The 19,522-nt window shown below is 34.3% G+C and carries 19 protein-coding genes and 1 tRNA gene; 5 read left to right on the top strand and 15 right to left on the bottom strand.

The genetic code is table 11. The features are described 5' to 3' along the window. Positions 1-7: 7 nt before the first annotated feature. From AACZ41_RS03815 to AACZ41_RS03780, 8 genes are all read right to left on the bottom strand, one after another. Positions 8-790 (bottom strand): ABC transporter permease, encoded by a 783-nt coding sequence (locus tag AACZ41_RS03815; protein WP_079511920.1) that lies wholly within the window; start codon positions 788-790, stop codon positions 8-10. Further along, positions 783-1,493 (bottom strand): ABC transporter ATP-binding protein, encoded by a 711-nt coding sequence (locus AACZ41_RS03810; RefSeq protein WP_339626688.1) that lies wholly within the window; start codon positions 1,491-1,493, stop codon positions 783-785. The genes AACZ41_RS03815 and AACZ41_RS03810 overlap by 8 nt, the downstream gene beginning before the upstream one ends. Continuing rightward, positions 1,490-2,722, bottom strand: a complete 1,233-nt coding sequence (locus AACZ41_RS03805) for a nitrous oxide reductase family maturation protein NosD (protein WP_339626686.1) — start codon at positions 2,720-2,722, stop codon at positions 1,490-1,492. The genes AACZ41_RS03810 and AACZ41_RS03805 overlap by 4 nt, the downstream gene beginning before the upstream one ends. Positions 2,723-2,822: 100 nt before the next feature. Then, the gene (locus AACZ41_RS03800) at positions 2,823-3,254 is read right to left on the bottom strand and encodes a nitrous oxide reductase accessory protein NosL (RefSeq protein ID WP_079511923.1); all 432 of its coding nucleotides are present in this window, start codon (positions 3,252-3,254) and stop codon (positions 2,823-2,825) included. A 28-nt stretch (positions 3,255-3,282) separates the two neighbouring features. Then, positions 3,283-3,894 carry a hypothetical protein gene (locus tag AACZ41_RS03795; RefSeq protein ID WP_339626683.1) on the bottom strand — a complete coding sequence of 204 codons (612 nt, stop codon included), beginning with the start codon at positions 3,892-3,894 and terminating at the stop codon, positions 3,283-3,285. A gap of 124 nt (positions 3,895-4,018) precedes the next feature. Continuing rightward, positions 4,019-5,980: a Sec-dependent nitrous-oxide reductase gene (gene nosZ, locus AACZ41_RS03790; RefSeq protein WP_339626681.1), complete on the bottom strand. Its 1,962-nt coding sequence runs from the start codon at positions 5,978-5,980 to the stop codon at positions 4,019-4,021. Positions 5,981-6,017: 37 nt separating this feature from the next. Beyond that, a complete protein-coding gene (locus AACZ41_RS03785; RefSeq protein WP_339626679.1) occupies positions 6,018-6,599 on the bottom strand; it encodes a fasciclin domain-containing protein in 582 nt (193 codons plus the stop codon). A 10-nt stretch (positions 6,600-6,609) separates the two neighbouring features. Next, the gene (locus AACZ41_RS03780; protein WP_339626677.1) at positions 6,610-7,116 is read right to left on the bottom strand and encodes a cytochrome c; all 507 of its coding nucleotides are present in this window, start codon (positions 7,114-7,116) and stop codon (positions 6,610-6,612) included. A 121-nt stretch (positions 7,117-7,237) separates the two neighbouring features. On the opposite strand from AACZ41_RS03780, the gene AACZ41_RS03775 reads away from it, so the two are divergent. Continuing rightward, a complete protein-coding gene (locus tag AACZ41_RS03775; protein ID WP_339626675.1) occupies positions 7,238-7,675 on the top strand; it encodes an Rrf2 family transcriptional regulator in 438 nt (145 codons plus the stop codon). Between the two features lie 92 nt (positions 7,676-7,767). Here the strand turns inward: AACZ41_RS03775 and AACZ41_RS03770 are convergent. Further along, positions 7,768-7,839: transfer RNA gene (locus tag AACZ41_RS03770), tRNA-Arg, on the bottom strand. A 69-nt stretch (positions 7,840-7,908) separates the two neighbouring features. Next, a complete protein-coding gene (locus AACZ41_RS03765; protein WP_339626673.1) occupies positions 7,909-8,484 on the bottom strand; it encodes a RidA family protein in 576 nt (191 codons plus the stop codon). A 237-nt stretch (positions 8,485-8,721) separates the two neighbouring features. Here AACZ41_RS03765 and AACZ41_RS03760 point away from each other — a divergent pair, with 237 nt between their 5' ends. After that, a complete protein-coding gene (locus AACZ41_RS03760; protein ID WP_339626671.1) occupies positions 8,722-9,966 on the top strand; it encodes an MFS transporter in 1,245 nt (414 codons plus the stop codon). A 73-nt stretch (positions 9,967-10,039) separates the two neighbouring features. On the opposite strand, the gene scpA is transcribed toward AACZ41_RS03760, so the two are convergent. The 5 genes from scpA to AACZ41_RS03735 form a co-directional block, all read right to left on the bottom strand. Then, entirely contained in the window at positions 10,040-12,196 is a 2,157-nt protein-coding gene (gene scpA / locus AACZ41_RS03755) for a methylmalonyl-CoA mutase (RefSeq protein ID WP_339626669.1), read from the bottom strand. Then, a complete protein-coding gene (locus AACZ41_RS03750; RefSeq protein WP_339626667.1) occupies positions 12,189-13,562 on the bottom strand; it encodes a methylmalonyl-CoA mutase subunit beta in 1,374 nt (457 codons plus the stop codon). The genes scpA and AACZ41_RS03750 overlap by 8 nt, the downstream gene beginning before the upstream one ends. A gap of 106 nt (positions 13,563-13,668) precedes the next feature. Next, positions 13,669-14,475 carry a DUF6503 family protein gene (locus AACZ41_RS03745; protein ID WP_339626665.1) on the bottom strand — a complete coding sequence of 269 codons (807 nt, stop codon included), beginning with the start codon at positions 14,473-14,475 and terminating at the stop codon, positions 13,669-13,671. Positions 14,476-14,742: 267 nt separating this feature from the next. Beyond that, positions 14,743-14,895: a YqaE/Pmp3 family membrane protein gene (locus AACZ41_RS03740; RefSeq protein WP_339626663.1), complete on the bottom strand. Its 153-nt coding sequence runs from the start codon at positions 14,893-14,895 to the stop codon at positions 14,743-14,745. 449 nt (positions 14,896-15,344) lie between these two features. Then, a complete protein-coding gene (locus tag AACZ41_RS03735; protein ID WP_339626662.1) occupies positions 15,345-16,982 on the bottom strand; it encodes an ABC-F family ATP-binding cassette domain-containing protein in 1,638 nt (545 codons plus the stop codon). A 658-nt stretch (positions 16,983-17,640) separates the two neighbouring features. Here AACZ41_RS03735 and AACZ41_RS03730 point away from each other — a divergent pair. The 3 genes from AACZ41_RS03730 to AACZ41_RS03720 all read left to right on the top strand — a co-directional run bounded on the left by AACZ41_RS03730 (position 17,641) and on the right by AACZ41_RS03720 (position 19,383). Further along, positions 17,641-18,381: a DUF2071 domain-containing protein gene (locus tag AACZ41_RS03730; protein ID WP_339626957.1), complete on the top strand. Its 741-nt coding sequence runs from the start codon at positions 17,641-17,643 to the stop codon at positions 18,379-18,381. Positions 18,382-18,596: 215 nt separating this feature from the next. Further along, entirely contained in the window at positions 18,597-19,088 is a 492-nt protein-coding gene (locus AACZ41_RS03725; protein ID WP_339626660.1) for a sigma-70 family RNA polymerase sigma factor, read from the top strand. A gap of 4 nt (positions 19,089-19,092) precedes the next feature. Beyond that, entirely contained in the window at positions 19,093-19,383 is a 291-nt protein-coding gene (locus tag AACZ41_RS03720) for a hypothetical protein (protein ID WP_089376951.1), read from the top strand. Positions 19,384-19,522 lie beyond the last annotated feature (139 nt).

The following is a 19,522-nucleotide window of genomic DNA, read 5'->3' as shown; positions in this document are numbered from 1 at the left end:
AAGCTCTTTAAAAATCTTGTCGCTTTGCTTTATAAGACAATCTCCAAATAGGTATCACCGTCCAGAGTACTAACATGAATATAGAAATAAAAAGACCCTTATCGGTTCCGAAAAATTGTTTAAAAACCGCACCTGTATATCCTAAAAGAGCAGAAATATCCAACTTTAAAAGAATCAGTGTTCTTGATAAATCTATAGGGTTGAACATTGTTGCAACCAATGAAAAAGTATCTAAAGGATATTCTTTAAAAATGATAAGTGACATTAGAAAAAGGCCATCATATATAACTGCCATAAATAACCACAACAATACCGCATAACCAAATCCTTTTATTTTATTTTCGTTAGATAGTGCTATGTTAAATGAAAGTGCTGTAAATATTAAAGTTAAAAATGCACCCGTAACCAAAAGCAATGAAAAGTCGAAAATGGCATCACTTTTAAATAGTCCATAAAGCACAAAAGGTATCCCAAGTCCTAAGACTAAACTCAACGTCAACGATCCTGCCACGCCTAAATATTGTCCTAAAAAAATTGAGGAACGTTTAATTGGCTGCGCCAATAATAGCTCAATGAATTCTTTAGAATTATAATAATACATAACCCCAAAAATGGTTCCTATCAGGGGTACTAGAACTATGATAATATTCATGAGTGTAATAACCGCTTTTGAAACATCGTTGTTTAAAAAGAGGAGTACGAACCCTAAAAGCAAATAGAAAAGAAAATATACGTAGCTCCATCGGCTACGAATTAAGTCGTAAAAACTATACTTTAATATTTTAAGCATTGGCTGGTGTAGTTGCTATGGCCGCAATGGCGTGTTCTAAATCGGTTTGATCGGTCTTTTTCTTCAATTGCTCAATACTACCCTTAAAATAAATTTTGCCTTCTAAAAGGTAAATTATTTCATCTGCCACTTCAGCCACAAACTGCATTATATGTGAGGTAATAAGAATGGTTTTTCCATTCGCCTTTTCTTTTTTTATCAATTCTTTTAATCGAATTAAAGAAGCAGGATCCAACCCTGTAGTAGGTTCATCTAAAATAAGCAAAGGGCAATCGAACATAAAAGCCAGAACAATATTTACTTTTTGTCTGGTGCCACCTGATAGGGTTGACAATTTTTTATCTAGAAAAGAATCTAGCTTAAAAAGCTCAATTAAAGTTTGCTCATCACTAGGTCTTTGTCGAATGTCTTTGATCATTCGAATCAGTTCTTTTACTTTTAGGTTACCTGGAAAGTTAGCAATTTGAGGTAAGTAATCTATCTCTTGCCGATATTTCCAATTCTTCTTAATTGCTATTCCCGATACACTGATATCTCCTTTATTCGGCACCACCATACCCAAAATACTTTTAATCAAAGTAGTTTTTCCAGAACCATTAGGACCTAGTACTGCAAAAATGCCACCTTTATCAATAGTGAGATTCAGACCAGAAAGGACCTCGTTCTTTCCAAATTTTTTATATAGATTTTCGACCTGAATCATAGTGTTTTCATCATTAAAGGATTTTTATCTAAAAGGTTATCGGGCGTAAATACTGGTGAAACTTTTTCTGAAAAATCAATTATATCCATAAAGAGACTTCGTAATAAAACAATAGTCTCGGGTGTATTATTAACGATATAAGAAAAGAGTTTTACTGGTCTATAGGGAATATCACCGATACCATTCTTATCCAAATCATAACCCGTGTATTCGCTCCAGTAATTTTGGTCGAATACATTATCGTTCAACTTACTGTTATAGGAAATATCAAATGAATTATATAGAAAATTATTTTTGGTAAATGTGTTTTCGTAACATGCCCCAAGCACTTTAACGGCCCATCCGTTTTTTAGGAAACTATTATTCTCATACCTTATTCTGTTAGAGCCTTCAATATTAATACCGATGGTGTTTTCTTCAAAGGTATTACCAGATATTTCAGCATCATTAATCTCTTTTAAAAGCATTCCAAAAGCAGCAGTTCCCCAATTTTTGCGAAAGGTATTGCCAATCATTTTTATCCGTTTCGAGAACATTACCGCCACCCCTGCCCCATTATTTTCAAATGTATTATTTGTGTAAATGTCATCGTTAGAAAACATAAAATGGAGTCCGTAACGCAAATTATCTGTGCTTAAATTGTCCTTTATAACGATGTTATCAGAAAATTCCAAATAAATGCCATCACGAACATGCTGTACAATATTTTTTTCGACTTCAACATTCTTACAATACCAAAGCTGTATACCATTACCAGAGTTATACTCGTCTACCGCATCACCTATTATTTTATTATGATATACTTTACCGTTATTTGATTTTTCTAGATAGATACCAAAAAACAACTTTTCCAATACCACATTTTTAATCATGAAATGTTCACTTTTTACTACCCTAATTGCGGCATAATCTGTAGTATAACTTGTACCTACATTGATGATAAAAAGTCCATCTATAGTTACATTGTCAGATACAATTCGAATTATTTCACCTTGGTCTTCACCATCAACTATTGGGTAATTTAAACCTATTAACGTCAATGGTTTATCTATCAGAATATTAAACTCTTTATAGGTCCCTTTTTTAATCAATAATGTATCGAAATCAGATGCCATGCTTACCCCTTCTGTAATAGATTGTATAGTACAATCTGAACAAATTGGTAGTGTTCTAGACCAACCCATGGAGGTAATAAAAAATGAAATAAAAAATATAAGGAAATACCTCATAATTTAATGATCAAGAATTTAGAATTAAAGGATAGCATAATTATTACTTGCTTAAAAGTATTGAAACTTAACCGAGATTTTTAGTATATCTTCTGTATTGTTAATCAAATCTTGCTTTTAGTTCTGCCCAGTTAAAAAGTTCACCGTCATTGGTTAATTGTGCTTTCTGAGCAGCCTCTTTTGAAGCAAACGCAGTCAAATATTCGCCCATAGGGCTTGGTATATTCTTGCTAATTAAATAGATTGCTTGAGTAGCGTCAAGCATCTTTCCGGGAGCATTATAATCATTTACCAAAAACACAGCTACTGTTGAAGGGTCAATTTCCTTTAAATGGTTCAACATACATTCAGAAGCATCAAAAACATAACTTCTACCTTTTTGTGTCATAAACTGTGCTGCATGCTGCTTATCAACAATGGTCATGCTACAAAAATGACAGCCGTCTGAACCATACGCTATTTCTTTCGGAGTACTGTTACAGCTCGTTAGCATCAGACAAAAGGCACTTATTAGGATGAAATAATTTTTCATAATTTTGCTAATTTATTATATGCTAACCCTAAGTTTTGGAAGTATTTTTCTTACCTACAAGAAAAGCAACCACAGTAAGCATCATCCCAACAAACATCATCCATGCACCAGTTTTTGGCAAAGAGGTGACTTGAAAATTCAACATATTGGCATGACCAAATAATGGCGGCTTATATGTCATAGGTGTGCCATCAGGATTTGCCATTTTCATAATAGCGTGAGGGTCTAAATTAGTGCCATAATCTATCATCCAAGCATTAAAATCATACATTCCTAAAACACCCAAAACTGACATTAAAAGAAACCATCCTATAAACCATTTATAACTTACCTTACCAATAAACCCTAAAAAGCCAATTAATACACCTAAAAACACCATAGCACCAATTACTTTAGGAAAAGCACTGAACTCCCACATTTCTTCTGGCTTTGGTATGGTTTTCATGCCGATATAATGATTTAGGCCATCGATATTGACTATATCGAACTCATTAAAACCTTTAATGCCATCTATAAAAATATTCATCCCTAGAGGTTCTGGATATTGTGGAGCACCTAACATAATATTCCACAATGGAAAAAAATACAATCCTAATAGAAATAAAGGACCTACCATCATTATTATACTAGCTTTTTTCATTGTATCACACTTTAAAATTCAACATTAATTTTGTTGTGGAAGGTTGTATTTAGTTGTAAAAAAAGCGGGCAAATTAAATAACGTACCCGCTTTTCGTTTGAAAAATATTCTTAAAGAAGTTTGACTAATCCTCACCCAAAGACCAAGAAAGCTCAATATTTGAATCTGCTGGAGACACCCTTACGTAACCTTGCATTTCTTGGTGCAATGCCGAACAGAAATCTGTACAATAAAATGGCCAAACACCTGGTTTTTTGGGTTCCCAAACCGAACTTTTTGTTTGGCCTGGCATAATTAATAACTCAGAAGTATTCTGACCTATCATTGCGAAACCGTGCGGTACATCAAAGTCTTGCTCGTGGTTTGTAATATGGAAATACACTTTATCCCCTACTTTTACACCTTCGATATTATCTGGAGTAAAGTGACTACGTATAGTAGACATATAGATGTGTACTTCATTGCCCTTACGCTCAACTCTAGCTTGATCGGGAGTTAGTACTGCATAAGGATGCTTATTCTCATCTAAACGATAGATTTTTTTAGATTTCGGAGCCAATAATTCTGCCGGAATACCCGCTGCATAATGCGGCTCACCATGGGTTGGAAAATCATAAAGAAGCTCCATTTTTTCACCAGAAATATCATATATCTGTGCTGAATGTTCCATCTCTGGGCCTACAGGTAGGTATCTATCCTTAGTAATTTTATTCAACGCAACTACATACTTACCAAATGGTTTTCTTGAGTTTCCGCCAGGTATCATTAAGTGTCCTACAGAATAATACGTCGGTTTTCTGTCAATTACTTCCCAAGTACCCAGTTTCCATTTTACAACTTCAGAAGAAATAAAGAACGTAGTATAGGCATTTCCTTTTCCATCAAACTCGGTATGTAATGGACCTAAACCACCACTTTTAACAACACCAGCCAAAACATCCTCGAACTTCAAGATAGGAATACCGTATGCTTCACCATCGAACTTTTTACCTTCAATAGCAGCTATCATATTGTCAAATGAGTGCACAGTTAGATCTGCAGAAAGTTTACCATTTCCAATGATGTATTCTCCTGATGGATCTACATCACAACCGTGAGGAGATTTTGGTGTAGGTAGAAAAAATACAGCCCCAGGCACATCAAGTGGATTTACCGTAAGCACCTCTTTTTTCATTGTACTTGTTGCAGTATGCGTAGACTCATCATAAAGGTTGTGTGCATAATTTGCCGGCACTTTTTTACCACCACCATTATTTACATACTCTTCCACCATCTTCCAATTTATTGCAGCAATAAAATCCTTATCATTTTGAGAAGAATTAACTTCTTGTAACGAATTAGCTTCCTCAGTATTATAAGTTGTAAAGAAGAACCAACCGTGAGATTTTCCCCGACCTGGATGAGATAAATCGTAGTTAAATCCAGGCATTATTATTTGAAATTTAATATCCATATGGCCATGTTCTGGATCAACGCTTATAAAAGATAATGCTCCTTGAAAATTTCCTTTATATTCATTAATAGGCATATCACGTTGTGGAATAGGCACAGAAAAACGTGTTCCAGCAACTACATATTCTGTATTTTCAGTTACGAAAGACGAACTATGATTACCTGCACTATTAGGAACTTCAATAATTTCTTCCGTCTCAAATGTAGTAAGGCTTATACGTGCAATTCTTGGTGTATTATTACCATTAATAAATATCCATCTACCATCTAACTCTCCTTTAGTTTGTGAAATATCTGGATGATGAGAATCATCCCAAGGTACAAATCCATGAGAAGTTTCTAGCATAGGTTTGGTTTCTTCAGAATAACCATAGCCGGAGGTAGGGAATTGTGAGAAAACAGGTATTTCTTTAAACATACGACCAGACGGTAAACCGTACACCGTAAGGTTACCACTATAACCGCCAGACATAAAGGCGTAAAACTCATCGTGTTCACCAGGTGCTACATAGACTTTTTCAGCATTACTCGAATTAAGTGCTCCACTAGATGAGTTCCCGTTTTGATTACCGCAACTAGATAGCATCAAAGCCGACCCTAGTAACGCAAATAATTGATATGTATATTTTTTCATTGTGTATTTATTTTATCTGTATTAAAGTTGTTATGATTTAATTAGAAGGAGGCAAAATGACTTTATCTACTACGTGTACAATTCCATTACCAGCAGGTATGCTCGCAATAATTTTAGCGCCGCCAACATATACATCGTCACCTTTTACTTCCACAATGGCATTTGTATCATCTGCCTGCCCTAATTTCTTAAACTTTTTTAGAAACTCTTTGTCATAGTTTCCGGCCGTAACATGATGTTTTAGAATCTTCGCTAAAGTTTCTTTGTTTTCAGGTTTCAATAAGTTTTCTACAGTACCTTCTGGTAGCGCATCAAAGGCAGCATTAGTGGGTGCAAATACCATTAAAGGACCTGCGTTCACTAAAGCATTTTCCAAACTTGCAGCTTGTACCGCGGCCACCAAGGTGGTGTGGTCTGGTGAACCTATAGCTATTTGCAATACGTTTGGTGTTGAGCCATCATCTTCAATAAAGGCTTGTCCTTTTTTATGAGTATCAGCCGCTTCATTTGTTGCAGCAGAAGTACTCGTGTTGTCAGTCTTGGCTTCATTCTTACAGCTGTATATTAATGACAGCATTAAAAATGAACCGAATAATAATTTTAAAGTGGTTGATTTCATAATATGTTGATTATAAGGTTCTAAAATATTCTAATATTGAACGGGTTTCTTCTACCGTTAAATTTTGGTTAGACATAGCTGCACCATTAAATTCAATTAATAAATCTTTAGCACATCTATCTTGTTCTGTCATTAACTTAGGATCAAGAATCATATTCATAATCCACTCTGGACTTCTTCTTTCTAGGATACCTATTGGTGATGGACCAATAAATCTCTTGTCTAACTTATGACAGGCCGTACAGTTAGTTTTGTAAAGTGCTCCACCAGCGGCAGCCATTTCTTTATTAATTTCTTCATCAAGGGTAATATCCTTAATTTGACCTACTCCTTTATCATCAAGTGTAATACGTTGTGATGCTGGAACTTCATCTGTTGCTGGAGCAGTTTCTGTAGATTTTTCGGTAGACTTTGAACGATCTATACCAAAGCCTTCTTTCTTTTCTTCTTTACCTCCACAACTAATTAATAGTAAGATTGAGGCGATTAAAATAGGGTGATGTATTCGAATTTTCATTTGGTTATATTTAAAGTTGCTTCAGCAAATATAATAATAAAAGATATAAAGGTCTTATTTTATTTTATATCTTTCCGTCATAAAAGATTTTTAATAATATGCGACAATAACTTACCTTCGTATGGAAATGTTATCAAACGCCAGCAAGTATGCAATAAATGCCGTTTTGTTTTTGGCTCTCGACGCTCATAAAGACCGTAAAATAGGGGTTAAAGAGATTGCTGCAGGTATTGATGTACCCGTGGCTTTTCTTGCAAAATTGCTTCAAAATTTATCTCGTAAAGGGGTGGTATCTTCAACCAAAGGACCTAATGGTGGTTTTTATTTAACAGAAGAAAATAGATTACAGAAACTTTTGGTGGTAATAGATCATATTGATGGCCTATCTAAATTAAAAGAATGTGTACTAGGGCTTTCAAGTTGCAACAGCGAAAAACCTTGTCCTATGCACACCCTTGTTCAACCTCTTAGAAAAAAATTTTTATATGAGCTTAGCAACAATTCCATTTCAGAATTTGCGGAAAAAGTTCAAAAAGGGGAAACATTTCTTAACTATTAAGTCTAGACAGCAAAAAGGCATTCCAATCTTTTTATAAAAAATTCTCGGGTTTAATAATTCCAAGTTTAGTGTAAGTATATTTTAATAAAAAGTGACCTCGGCAAGAATCGAACTTGCATCTAAAGTTTAGGAAACTTCTATTCTATCCATTGAACTACGAGGCCAATAATTTAAAGTGTGCGTAAAAATAGAATTAATTTAAATATCACAAATATGAATTATACCTCATTTATTTATTCTTCATAAACCTCAACGATCATCTCAACTTCAACTGCCATGTTCCCTGGTAAAGACCCCATGCCAACTGCAGCACGTGCATGTTTTCCATTTTCACCAAAAACCGCTACCATTAAATCAGAGTACCCGTTGATTACTTTAGAATGTTCTGTAAAATCAGGTGTTGCGTTGACCATACCGTGAACTTTAACTATCCTTTTAATCTTATTCAAATCACCTAATTCCATTTTTAAAACTGACAGTTGATTGATACCAACTTCACGAGCTGCAGCATAACCCTCATCAATGCTTAAATCTTGTCCTAGTTTGCCTACTATATTCTCACCATTGGCTTGTTTTGGTCCTTTACCCGCTAAAAACAAAAGATTACCACTCCTTACTGCATGAACATAATTTGCCACAGGTATTCCTTGATCTCTCAGCTTTATACCCAAACTATCTAAATTTGCTTGGGGGTTATAATGTGCATCTACTGTATAGGTAGAAGTTTGTATTTCTCGATTTAGGCCCTTTTCAACATCGGCACAACTAAAAAACAAAACAATAGTTAGTATACAAACGTAGGTTTTCATAGATATTCGATTAAATAGGATTATTAAGGTTACAAGTTAGTTAATAGTTCATAATCAAAGAGATAAAGTATATTATTACCCCATTTAGCATTGCATAAAATCCATAAAAACTTTCACAAATACTATTTTTTGTGCAATATGGCGCACTTAAGATATCATTTTAATAAAAAAGCCCTGATATTATTTCATTTTTATTAGTTTAGCAGTTAAACCAACAACAACTAAATCAATACAAATATGGAAAGTTCTAGTACGACTTCTAATGTAAATGCCAATAGACTGTTTTATGCCAGCTGTTTCGCATTAATCACGACAGCCTTCTCTTTTGCTATAGCAGCGGGGATTTTGGATCAATTAAAAACAGAATTAGAATTAACCGCAAGTCAAGCAGGTTTAATTACCTCAATGTGGTTTGCAGGATTCCCAATTGCAATGGTAATAGGAGGACTAATTTATCATAAAGTAGGTGGTAAAATTATAATGCAATTTGCCTTCTTTGCACATACAATTGGTATTTTATTATTAATATTCTCCGGAAGTTATGTTGGCTTATTAGTAGCTAACTTACTCATTGGGTTAGGAAATGGTTGTACCGAAGCAGCTTGTAATCCTATGATAGCCGATGCATATAAAGGAACCAGAATGAGTAAGATGCTAAACCGTTTTCACATGTGGTTTCCGGGCGGTATTGCAGTAGGTAGTTTACTATCTGGGTTTATGACAGATTTTAATATTATCGGTCAAAGTCAAGTTTGGTTACTTTTAATCCCAGCAGTTATTTATGCCTATTTGTTTTATGGACAAACTTGGCCTAAAGCAAAAATAGAGGAAGCTGCAACCCTAAGTGGAAATTTAAAAGGTATGCTTACCCCATTATTTGCATTTATCGCAATTTGTATGGCACTTACAGCTATCTCTGAATTTGGACCAAATCAATGGGTTGGTCTTATATTATCAAAAAGTGGGGCAGAACCAACATTAATTTTGGCATTAACAGCAGGTTTAATGGCAATAGCAAGATATTTTGGAGGAGATATGGTAAAAAGGTTCGACCAAACAGGTGTATTATTAGGATCTGCTATTTTGGCCACTTTAGGTATTTATCTATTTAGCACACAAACAGGTGCTATGGCTTACGTCGCAGCTATTATTTTCGCATTAGGAATTGCTTATTTCTGGCCAAACATGATTGGACTAGCAGCAACAAAAACTCCTAAAACTGGCGCCTTAGGCATGTCTATAATAGGTGCTATTGGTATGTTTTCAACTTCAATTTTTCAACCTATCATTGGTGGATGGATTGATGCCGATAGAGCAGCTGCCTCAGCTCAAGGATTTACAGGAGATGAACTAGAATTAGTCTCTGGACAGGAAACTTTAGGTACAATGGTACTATTCCCAGCTATATTGATAGTCCTTTTCACTATACTCTACTTTTGGATGAAGAATAAAAAAAGTGAAGTAGAAGTTGCTACAGCATAATGCATCTTTTAACTATAAAAAAGGCCGAACAAGTAATTTGTTCGGCCTTTTTTATTTTAAGCTTTTTAAAGTCTTATTCCAAAAGCAACTCTAATATCTGTATTGCTGCATCGCTAATTTTAGTTCCTGGTCCGAATACTGCAGTTGCACCAGCCTCCTTCAAAAATGCATAATCTTGTTTCGGCACTACTCCACCAACAATAACCATAATATCTTCACGGCCGTAGTTTTTCAATTCTTTGATAACTTCTGGCACTAAGGTTTTATGTCCCCCAGCAAGTGATGAAATCCCTAGAATATGCACATCATTTTCTACAGCCTGTTTCGCAGTTTCTTTTGGCGTCTGAAAAAGAGGTCCAATATCTACATCAAAACCTAAATCGGCATACCCTGTAGCAACAACCTTTGCCCCACGATCATGGCCGTCTTGACCCATTTTTGCAACCATAATACGAGGTCTTCTACCGTCTTGCTCGGCAAAACGATCTGCTAGCTCCTGCGCCTTTTTAAAATTTCCGTCTTCTTTAATCTCCCTTGAATACACACCAGTAAATGTATTAATGATTGCTTTATGTCTGCCATACGCCTTTTCTAAAGCACTACTTATCTCTCCTAAGGTTGCTCTTTCCCTGGCTGCAGCTACCGCTAAAGCTAATAAATTTTCTTCCGAATCACTACCAGCCAATTTATTTGTTGCCGCCTTTGAAATGGCATTTAAGCATGCCTCTACTTTAGTAGTATTACGTTTTGTTTTTATCTCTTTTAATCGTTGTAATTGCTGCCTGCGTACTTCTTTATTATCAACTTCCAATATTTGAAGTTCATCTTCGGCTGACAATTGATATTTATTAACCCCAACAATTACATCTTGAAGACTGTCAATACGCGCTTGCTTTCTTGCTGCAGCTTCTTCTATACGTGTTTTCGGAATTCCGGTTTCAATTGCTTTGGTCATTCCACCAAGGTTTTCGACCTCCTGCATTAGTTCCCATGCCTTATGCGCTAAATCATGCGTTAATTTCTCCACATAATAACTGCCTGCCCAGGGATCCACCGTTTTGGTAATATTGGTTTCGTGCTGTAGATATAATTGGGTTTCCCTTGCAATACGCGCAGAGAAATCGGTAGGCAATGCTATCGCCTCATCTAAAGCATTGGTGTGTAAGCTTTGTGTTCCGCCGAAAACTGCCGCAGAAGCCTCTATGGTAGTTCGCGCTACATTGTTGAACGGGTCCTGTTCAGTAAGACTCCAACCACTCGTTTGACAGTGTGTTCTAAGCATTAATGATTTTTCACTCCTGGGGTCGAATTTCCTAACCACTTTAGCCCATAACATTCTCGCAGCTCGCATTTTGGCAATTTCCATAAAATGATTCATACCAATACCCCAGAAAAATGAAAGACGAGGAGCAAAGTCATCAATTTTCAAACCTGCTTCAATACCTGTTCTAATATATTCCAATCCATCAGACAAGGTATATGCCAGCTCTAAATGCGCCGGTGCCCCAGCTTCATGCATATGATACCCAGAAATACTAATACTATTGTATTTAGGCATATACATGCTCGTATATTTGAATATGTCTGCAACCAACTGCATAGATGGTTTTGGCGGATAGATATATGTGTTGCGAACCATAAACTCTTTAAGTATATCGTTCTGTATCGTACCCGATAATTGTTCTAACGAAACACCCTGTTCTTCGGCGGCAACGATATAAAAAGCCATGATAGGCAATACCGCCCCGTTCATGGTCATAGAAACCGACATTTCGTTTAGAGGAATACCATCGAACAGAATTTTCATATCCTCGACGGTATCTATTGCCACACCTGCCTTACCAACATCGCCGACAACACGTTCATGGTCACTGTCATAACCTCTATGTGTGGGTAAATCGAACGCGACCGATAATCCTTTTTGACCAGCTTTTAAGTTTTTCCTGTAAAATGCATTACTCTCGGTAGCCGTTGAAAATCCTGCATATTGACGTATCGTCCATGGGCGTTGTACATACATAGTAGCATAGGGCCCACGAAGAAAAGGCGGCATACCAGCTGCAAAATTTAGGTGTTCTACCTTGGCTACATCTTCCGCAGAATATCTTTTTTTTATTCCTATGGTTTCTGCTGTTTCATAAACCGTATTCGATGAGTTTGACTCCCCTATTTTGGAAGTATGCTTATGCGAGTTCTTTAAACTAAGTTGTTGCAGGTCCTTTCTACTCATGTGATAAACGGTTTTGCTCCAATTCTTCTGCTAAACGCTTTTCAATAATAGGTGTGATCAAAGTTTTTCTAGGATTCTTCTTTAGAAATGGATAAATCTCCAATTCCCCAGCCATGCTATCATTAGCATTCTGATATGCATTTGTCCCTACCAAAACAGCTTTTTTATTATCAAACTTTTCTTGTTGCTTTTTCGCACTATCAGCTATCCTATTCTGTATGGAATGATTTTTTAATTGTTTAAGAAAACCACCTTCCTTTTCAATAGACTTAAATAGAATCAAAGCCTTTTCTGCCAATTGATTTGTTAGGGTTTCTATATAATAACTTCCCTCAGCAGGGTTTTCGACCTTATCAAAATAGCTTTCCTCTTTCATCAACACTAACTGATTTAGAGCAATGCGATTTGCGAAATCATTATCTTTTTTATAAATGGAATCATAAGGTAAATTGTAAACGGTATCAGAACCTCCAAGAACTGCAGACATACATTCCGTTGTCGTTCTTAGCATATTAACATTATAGTCAAATATGGTTTTATTTCGTTTTGATGGTATGGTAGAGATGTGACAACGCGGAGAAATCTCATATGCTTCAGTAAGAACTTTCCAAAGTTTTCGTAACGCCTTTAACTTTGCTATCTCAAAAAAATAATTGCCCCCAACTGAAACCCTGAATTCTATATTCTTTAACTTCTGTAGGTTTCCATTCTCATGCAATATGTTTACATACTCATTGGCATGTGCTAGTGCATATGCCAATTGCTGAGTAATATCTGCCCCTGCATTTTCATAAAGCGTAAGATCAACGCTTACTAAATTTTCAATATTCAAATCTAATAATTCGTTAAAAACAGTGAAATCTGAAGTTAAAGAATCATACCAATTGCCAGACCTAGCTAAATGGCCAATGGGATCAATTTGAAAATAAACCTTTCTTGAATTTGAAACTCCTAAAACAATCTTCTCTATATAATCTTTAGACAAAAATTGCATATTTAAAGACACACTTGTTCTATTTAAATCAATATTGTTCAAAAGTTTTACAACATCAATTGTTTCTGTAGTAATTACAAAATGTAAAACTTCAGCACCTTTCTTAATTAATTTATGGGCTTTCTCATTAGCCATTATAGCATTACCTGCGTAAATGGATTGACCTATTCTCCAAGGGGTAGCCGACAAAGACTCTACATTAATATTCCCTAAATCGTCGGCATGGTAAAAAGGTTTTACCTTAATTCCTTCAGGAGAATCCCAAACAACCTCTTCATTGTAATCTTTACCTTTTAAGTCATATTGAATTTTTTGTTTCCACTCTTTTGCAGAAACCTTCCTAAAATTTTCGAATAAGGTTTCACCCTTCATATAAGACGGAGTTAAAATAAGAAACAAGTTATAATCATACGTATTTAAAAACCTCAAACATCGCTTATCAAAGATACGATAAGTAAATTGTGTTCAATAAAAATGACTACTCCACAACCTGGACGGAATTCAAATTCTGAATATCCGAAGTCTCAATTCTAGAAAGTTCCTTTAGTTGTCCTTTTTCGAACATTGCGGGTAGTTCCGTTAAAGGAGTGCCAACAGGCGCTTCCCAATTAATATAATCTTGAAAACGAATACCATCAACGGTTCTTGGGTTATAAGCGCTCCTAAATCGTACGCCGCCGTCATTAACGCTATAACTGTATGCTAAATAATTTATGTAATGCGATTTTTTATTTATCCAGTACATAAAAACATCATCGAAATCTTTACCACCACCTACTTTACCAAAAGTGACCTTAACTACGTCATAATCTTCCCCTTTAATAATCGTCTCGCCTACCCCTTCCTTTTGAACGGCTTTATCATTTAATTTATGCGGTAATGTAGCAAAATAAATAACTGAGTTCAAAGCTTCACTGTATTTGGCAATATCCTTTTTCGATAGTTCTACCAACTCATTATTTACTGTTCTGGTAAACTTCCCATCTTGTAAAATATCTTCAATTCTATTACCTAAACTATCCATTGAACTTACCTGATATTTAAATCCGTTTTTATTATCAAAAGAGTATAGCTTATCTCGAAAGGCAAATTGATAGTGTGCAGAATCATATAGCGTTCCACCATGCGCTATAATTGCCTCGTTTACTATAATTTGTGTATTCCCATCATTTAGTTCATTAGGAGACTTTTCTATTTGTGACATATTTTTATCACTTTTTTGAAAGTCTTTACACCCTACTGTTACTAACAAAATAACAGTTGCCATTAAAAATTGTCGATTCATATTTTGAAAATTAAAATTGCCTTCTAAATTTTTTGCCGATAGAATTTTATTTGTCGAACAGTTATACCAATCCTAACCTCTCAAAGGTATTGTTTAATAGCATTGGGTACCGAAGACGCAAAAAAACGAACAATTCAACAATACAAACTTATGAAGGAAAATGGGCAATAAAAAAACCTAATAATTATCAATTCTATTATTGACAACTATTCGGTTTTAAACGTCTATACTTCACCTATAAAAAAGTAAGACATGAAGTATACCAATTTATTGATTTACTATAAAAGCGTGAATTACCCCTGGCAACCATGCTAGTAACGTTAATAAAACACTTATTAAAAGGGTCGTACCAATACCGTGTTTCATAAAAACAGCCAACGGCGGTAAAAGAATATTTAAAATTATAGTTAATAGCGACATTTTTTAGTTTTTTGATTCAGATAAATATAGCTGTATTAAAATGTTGCCATTAATTCGAATCAATTGATTACTAGCTTAAAAAAATAATTCATTTTTCTAGCAATGATATACGTTTCTACCATAAACACTTAAACTACTGTAGACAAAAAAACCATTTAGGCTATCGGTACAGCACATTTAGAAAAAGTAGAAATGTATAGCAAAAAGGCGTTGATACCTTAAAATTTATTGAAAAAAAGTCGTGTATTTTTTCTTAGGATTTCAGCTCGAAGACGTTGGTGAAATCATATCTATAAACAGTAACCACTGTTTAAAAAATACTTCTTGGGTATTTTATTATTCAGATTATGAACAAACTCATTAAGTAAAATAGTTAGTTGGTTTTTCATAAACCCTATAGCATATATTATGACATAGGGTTTTATATTTTAGGAGTTTATTGGATGCTATTATTTCATCAAATTGATTTCTGATATACTTTTAATTCGATTACGTTCTAAAAAGGCATCAATAGTTTCAAAATGCTCTATCACCCTTTGGTCTTTAAATTCAAATACCTTTTCAGAAAGGCCTTGTAAAAAATCGCGATCATGGGAAACCAAAATCAACGTACCGTCAAAAGTGGATAGTGCTTCTTTTAAGACATCTTTTGATTTTAGGTCCAAATGATTGGTAGGCTCATCTAGAATTAAAAGATTTACGGGTTCCAATAATAATTTAACCATCGCCAAACGGGTTTTTTCTCCACCGGAAAGCATACTTACTTTTTTATCTATATCATCACCACTGAACATAAACCTTCCCAAAATATTCTTTATCTGATTACGAATATCCCCAAAGGCTACTTCATCTACTGTTTGAAAAATGGTCAATTCAGGATCTAGTAACGAGGCTTGATTTTGGGCAAAGTATCCTACTTTTGCATTATGGCCCAATTGGCAAGTTCCTTCTACTTCAATCTCACCTAAAATAGCTTTGATCATGGTAGATTTTCCTTCTCCATTTCTACCAACAAAGGAAACTTTTTCACCCCTTGCAATAGACATGTTCGCATTTTTGAATACCACTTGCTCTCCGTAAGATTTAGAAACATCTTTAACAGTTACAGGGTAATCACCGGAACGGGGTGCTGGCGGAAAACTCAATTTTAAAGATGATGTATCTATTTCATCAATTTCTATGATTACCAGTTTTTCTAACATTCGTTCACGAGACGTTACTTGATTTGTCTTTGAGTATGTTCCCTTGAACCGTTCAATAAAGGTCATATTATCAGCAATGAATTTTTGCTGTTCTTGATAAGCTTTAATTTGATGAGACCTACGGTCTTCTCGTAATTGCAGATAGTGGGTATAGTTGGCCTTGTAATCATAAATACGGCCCATGGTAACTTCAATAGTCCTGTTGGTAATATTGTCAATAAATGCCCTATCGTGTGAAATCACCATTACGGCATTGGCTTTATTGAGTAGAAAATCTTCTAACCAAATCACAGATTCAATATCTATATGATTGGTAGGCTCATCTAACAAAATAAGATCAGGTTTTTGTAGCAAAATTTTGGCAAGTTCAATTCTCATGCGCCATCCACCACTAAATTCCTTTGTCTGTCTTGTAAAATCTTCCTGTTTAAAACCTAGACCTTTTAATGCCTTCTCAACCTCTGCATCATAATTTACATCTTCTAGTGCATAAAATTTTTCACCAAGATCGGATACCTTCTCAATAATGCCCATATAGGCATCGCTCTCATAATCTGTTCTAGTCTCCAATTCTTTGTTAAGCCTATCTATTGCATCACGCATTTCAAAAACATGCTTAAAAGCCTTAGCAGCTTCCTCGAAAACGGTACACTTATCCTCTGTCAATAAATGTTGTGGCAAATACGCAATTATGGCATCTTTAGGCACCCTAACATTACCACGATTTGCATTTTGTTCCCCTGCAATTATTTTCATCATGGTGGACTTACCTGCACCGTTCTTGCCCATAAGTGCAATTTTATCGGTAGGGTTTATTACAAACGACACGTCACTGAACAAAGTAGTTCCACTGAACTCTACAGCTAAATTATCAACTGAAATCATAGTTTGAATTTTAACACTGCAAAACTAGGAATAAGGAATGGGAAGGACATCTTGGTTTTAGAAAAAATAATTAGACAATATTTAAGTCACCAAAAAACAAAAAAACCTTATCATTTCTGATAAAATTTTGCTTTTTGCTCCCTACTGTGGTCTACTTTTTAATCATTAAAATTAAACAAAGAACTTAGAGTAGGTCAGTTTTTTTCCAAATTTTAAATATCATTAATCTTTTATAATTTAAAATTACTAAGGACTTTATTTGAATAAAATAGAATCATAAAACAAAAATCACCAACCTAAAGAACCGATAGAATTATTGACCAGAGAGGAAACGGCTAAATGCCTTAAAATATCACTTTCAACATTATGGCATTAGAGCAAAAAAGAAATTTTGCCTTCTTATGGAATTGAAAATAGGGTGTATTATAAGAGGAGTGAAGTTGAATCTGGCTTAATTAGGGTTAATTAGATTCAGTTTTATCCTTTGTGAAATTGCTTTCCTGAATTTTATGTAGGAATTTTATTGTTAGAAACTCATGTTTATTGAGTAAATTACTCTTTTATAAAATTCACCTGAATGCATGAGTTTTATTCTTAAACGGGGGTATATAGATGTATTTTGCATCTATATAAACAAGTTGTAGCCAATTTGAGAAAAATGACAATCCGAGAGATATTAAATACGACAGAACACAGACCTTGGAAAATCCCAAATGAAAATTGGAAATTTTATCAAGAGTGGAATAATGCAATATTTCTTCATTGGCAAGTTGAATTATCCGAATTGAAAAAGTTTGTCCCAAAGGAACTTGAAATTGACCTTTTTGATGGAAAACCTTGGATTTCTGTTGTTGCTTTTACTATGGAAAAGATAAGACCAAAAAACCTACCTGCTTTCCAACCGATTTCGGATTTTGATGAAATTAATATTCGAACTTATGTAAAATCAAATAACAAAACTGGAGTGTATTTTTTGAGCATTGAAGGCGGAAAAAGTTTGTCTTGTAAAGTTGCGAAAGGAATGTCTGAACTTCCATATAGATTTTCAAAAATAAAACGAACTGAAAACCAATACGAATCTAATAACTCGGAATTTAATGACAAATTGAAGATTCAATTTGAGATTGGAAAAGGAATTACGGAGAAAACGGAATTGGAAAAGTGGTTAACCGAAAGATATGCTCTTTTTCAAGACACAGAAACGTCTATTAACGAATTTGAAATCCACCATTTAGAATGGCCAATTAATAAAATTGACTTGAAAAATTTAGAAATTAATTATCCTAGATTTGACAAACTAATAAAAAACGAACCTGACAAAATTCAATACTCAAAAGGAGTAAAAGTAATTGCTTGGGGAAAGAATAAAAAAGAAAAAACTAGCTACAACACCGTATAAAATTAATGGCTAGTTCACGCCTACTTACGAAAATCCTCGCGGATTTTCTATCTGGTGTTTATTTGCTAAATTAGGTGCTTAAACACGCCACTAATCTTATACAATCACGTTGCCAGTAATTTAAGAAAATCCGTAAATAAATTGAAAAATCTGTCATATTTCAAAAACTCTTGTCACTAAATAAGTAGAGAGTAATAATGAAAGATAAAAAACCAATGACAGAAACATTTGAACAGGTACTTGAGAATAATAAAGAGAAAATTTATAGAATTTGTAAAATCTACGCAGTTTCCCCTTTAGAACCTCAAGACCTTTTCCAAGAAGTAATTTTTGCAATTTGGAAATCTCTTTCAACTTTTAAAGGCAATTCGAGTATTGACACTTGGATTTACAGAATTACACTAAATGTCTGTCTTCGCTCAAAACAAAAATCAGAGATAACTTATGACAAGACACTTCAATTAGAATCCATTCAATTCATTCCTGTCGAAATTCCTATTAAGAATAATCAGCAAGAAAAGTATAACGCTTTGACTTCGTGTATCTCAAAATTAAACAATGAAAATAAATCAATCATTATCCTTTATTTAGAAGAATTGAAGTATAAAGAAATTGCTGAAATAACCGGATTAACAGAAAATCATATTGCAGTAAAAATGAAAAGAATTAAAAAAATCCTATTGGATTGTATAACGAATAAAATATAATATTATGTGGAATAGTGAACAGAAAAATATTTGGCAAGACATAAAAAATACTTGGAATGAACAGCCTCAATCCGAAAAAATTAATATTCAAGTATCACAGCTCATAAATGAGTTTAAAAGTAAAGTAAGTCAATTCGAGAAAGATTCGATTAATTCAGACATAGCTACTTTGAAATTAAACTGGGCTAAAACGAAAAGGAATAACGTCAGCCAATTTGAAAAAGATTCAATAAAAAAGGACATCAATATTATTTCGGAATTTATTAAGAAAGTAATTAATAGATTTAAGAGATAAAAACTACCGCTAACACCATATAAAATTAATTGCTAGTGCATGCATACTTACGAAAATCCTTGCTGATTTTCTATTCTGTTTGTATTTGCTAAATTAGGTGCTTAAAAACGCGGCTAATCTTATACAAACACGTTACATA

Source organism: uncultured Maribacter sp., assembly GCF_963974015.1.
In the GTDB taxonomy this organism is placed as follows: domain Bacteria; phylum Bacteroidota; class Bacteroidia; order Flavobacteriales; family Flavobacteriaceae; genus Maribacter.
Note: the sequence above shows the minus strand (reverse complement) of the source record. Positions and strands in the feature narration are given on the sequence as shown.

Excerpts from the sequence above, each read along its gene's own strand:
- AACZ41_RS03800 (WP_079511923.1), bottom strand. The coding sequence starts at position 3,254 with ATGAAAAATTATTTCATCCTAATAAGTGCCTTTTGTCTGATGCTAACG.
- AACZ41_RS03805 (WP_339626686.1), bottom strand. The coding sequence starts at position 2,722 with ATGAGGTATTTCCTTATATTTTTTATTTCATTTTTTATTACCTCCATG.
- AACZ41_RS03740 (WP_339626663.1), bottom strand. The coding sequence starts at position 14,895 with ATGTCGCTATTAACTATAATTTTAAATATTCTTTTACCGCCGTTGGCT.
- AACZ41_RS03780 (WP_339626677.1), bottom strand. The coding sequence starts at position 7,116 with ATGAAAATTCGAATACATCACCCTATTTTAATCGCCTCAATCTTACTA.
- AACZ41_RS03735 (WP_339626662.1), bottom strand. The coding sequence starts at position 16,982 with ATGATTTCAGTTGATAATTTAGCTGTAGAGTTCAGTGGAACTACTTTG.
- AACZ41_RS03750 (WP_339626667.1), bottom strand. The coding sequence starts at position 13,562 with ATGAAGGGTGAAACCTTATTCGAAAATTTTAGGAAGGTTTCTGCAAAA.
- AACZ41_RS03725 (WP_339626660.1), top strand. The coding sequence starts at position 18,597 with ATGACAGAAACATTTGAACAGGTACTTGAGAATAATAAAGAGAAAATT.
- AACZ41_RS03765 (WP_339626673.1), bottom strand. The coding sequence starts at position 8,484 with ATGAAAACCTACGTTTGTATACTAACTATTGTTTTGTTTTTTAGTTGT.
- AACZ41_RS03760 (WP_339626671.1), top strand. The coding sequence starts at position 8,722 with ATGGAAAGTTCTAGTACGACTTCTAATGTAAATGCCAATAGACTGTTT.
- AACZ41_RS03775 (WP_339626675.1), top strand. The coding sequence starts at position 7,238 with ATGGAAATGTTATCAAACGCCAGCAAGTATGCAATAAATGCCGTTTTG.
- AACZ41_RS03745 (WP_339626665.1), bottom strand. The coding sequence starts at position 14,475 with ATGAATCGACAATTTTTAATGGCAACTGTTATTTTGTTAGTAACAGTA.
- AACZ41_RS03815 (WP_079511920.1), bottom strand. The coding sequence starts at position 790 with ATGCTTAAAATATTAAAGTATAGTTTTTACGACTTAATTCGTAGCCGA.
- AACZ41_RS03795 (WP_339626683.1), bottom strand. The coding sequence starts at position 3,894 with ATGAAAAAAGCTAGTATAATAATGATGGTAGGTCCTTTATTTCTATTA.
- AACZ41_RS03720 (WP_089376951.1), top strand. The coding sequence starts at position 19,093 with ATGTGGAATAGTGAACAGAAAAATATTTGGCAAGACATAAAAAATACT.
- AACZ41_RS03730 (WP_339626957.1), top strand. The coding sequence starts at position 17,641 with ATGACAATCCGAGAGATATTAAATACGACAGAACACAGACCTTGGAAA.
- AACZ41_RS03785 (WP_339626679.1), bottom strand. The coding sequence starts at position 6,599 with ATGAAATCAACCACTTTAAAATTATTATTCGGTTCATTTTTAATGCTG.
- scpA (WP_339626669.1), bottom strand. The coding sequence starts at position 12,196 with ATGAGTAGAAAGGACCTGCAACAACTTAGTTTAAAGAACTCGCATAAG.
- AACZ41_RS03810 (WP_339626688.1), bottom strand. The coding sequence starts at position 1,493 with ATGATTCAGGTCGAAAATCTATATAAAAAATTTGGAAAGAACGAGGTC.
- nosZ (WP_339626681.1), bottom strand. The coding sequence starts at position 5,980 with ATGAAAAAATATACATATCAATTATTTGCGTTACTAGGGTCGGCTTTG.